The 1611-nt window shown below is 62.5% G+C and carries 2 protein-coding genes; one reads left to right on the plus strand and one right to left on the minus strand.

The window, feature by feature from the left end:
* On the plus strand, positions 1-246 hold a 246-nt coding region (locus tag ACLBX9_RS03200; RefSeq protein WP_447717893.1), incomplete at its 5' end, for a hypothetical protein.
* Between the two features lie 726 nt (positions 247-972).
* Here ACLBX9_RS03200 and ACLBX9_RS03205 read toward each other — a convergent pair.
* On the minus strand, positions 973-1611 hold a 639-nt coding region (locus tag ACLBX9_RS03205; protein ID WP_447717894.1), incomplete at its 5' end, for a porin.

Raw genomic sequence — 1611 nt, forward strand, 5'->3', positions numbered from 1 at the left:
GACCGGCAGGTCGGCGGCGTGCGCGGCGCCCACCGCCGCGAACGCGGCTGCAGACCCGAGCAACGAGCTCTTCAAGAGCTTCATAGACATATCCAAAGCTTCGAGACCCAGATGCAGTGCCTTACGGCATTTTTACAGCCAAACGCGCTGCAGATTGTTGCGTATTATTTTTATCTGTCGGCTCAGATCTCGAGTTCTACGTCGGATCTTCCGCCAGGCACGATGATCTTGTCCCGGCAGATCTGATTCCTCAATGAACGATCCGTACTTTTGCGTCCTTATCTGCGTTCTGTTGCCGAACGACAACGTCTTTGATCGATTACGATGGCCAAGTTCAGTCTTTGCCGGAAGATTATGGAAGTATATATCAGATATTCAGAGGAAATATACTGATTTTGACAAATCATATTTCGGCATATCGGGGGATATGGCATAGACTGAGCGATTTTTACTTCGATCCCATTTGAGCACCCGAGGCCCACCCGGAATGAGCGACTCGATAAGCTGTTGGGCACGCACAGGCTGTCGGCTGGCGGAGGCGGCGATTCGCGATTGTCGCCTGTTCGAACGTCCGCGGCTCGCGGTCCGTCCTGTGGACGACGATGCGGCAGACGCGCATGTGCGTGCAGGCGATGTGAGGATGGACGGCAGGGCGCGCGGAGGCTGGCGTTCCGCATCGGGCGCGGCAGCACCTCAGAGCGGTCCGCTTCAAGCGTCGCTCCGCTGCGCCCGGCCTGCAGGGCGGGTCAGGCAGGCGTCAGCATCGTCTCGCGGGCAGCGGCCCACGGCGAGGGCCGGACGCCTCTCGCGCCCGCAGCAGAACCGCCTGCAAGCCTCGACTCGCGCGCGCCAGGGCCGGGCGCGCGCAGGGAGCGCGCCAGAACGAAAAAGGCCCGGCGTGAGCCGGGCCTTGAGAGATGTATCGCACAGGGTGGGAAGCCGGGATGAAGGCCCCGGCTCCGCCGTCTTGGATCAGAAGTCGCGCTGCACGCGGACGCGGATCTGGGACACGCCGTCCGAGGTCGTGGTGCGGACGAGGCCGCCGGCGTTGATCGCCGCAACACGAGCCGCAGAGTAGGCGGTCGGATCCTTGTCGGCGTCGATGACGCGGCCGTTCTTCACGCCGATCTGCGTGTAGAAGCCTTCCAGGCCGATATCGAGATCCTTGACCGGCGACCAGATGATGTTCGCGCCGGCGACGAACTGGTAGGTGTCGCGGAGCGCCTGGCTCAGAGCGTAGAACCGCGTTCCGGGCGCTCCCACAGTGTTGTTTGCGAAGGCAAGGCCATTCGCGCCACTGATGATGCTGGACAGCTGACCCTGAGCGAACCGAGCGCCGCTGGCGAAGTTCTGCTCGCCGTAGGAACCGAAGAACGCCGAGCGCCACTCCGGCGACCAGTAGTGCAGATACGCCGCCGACACGGTGACGTTCTCGTTCTTCGAGATCTGGCCCGTGAACGGGTTGATCTGCCCGTCGTTGAAGTACTGCGAGAACTTCTGGCCCTGGATGGTCGCGGCCGACTGGGCGTAGGTGCCCGAGTACGAGGAGTAGCCGGAGTAGATCTGGGCACCGTTCGCGTAGGCGGCCTGGACGTACAGCGCATCGCCCGG

It is taken from the genome of Methylobacterium sp. A49B, assembly GCF_053346215.1.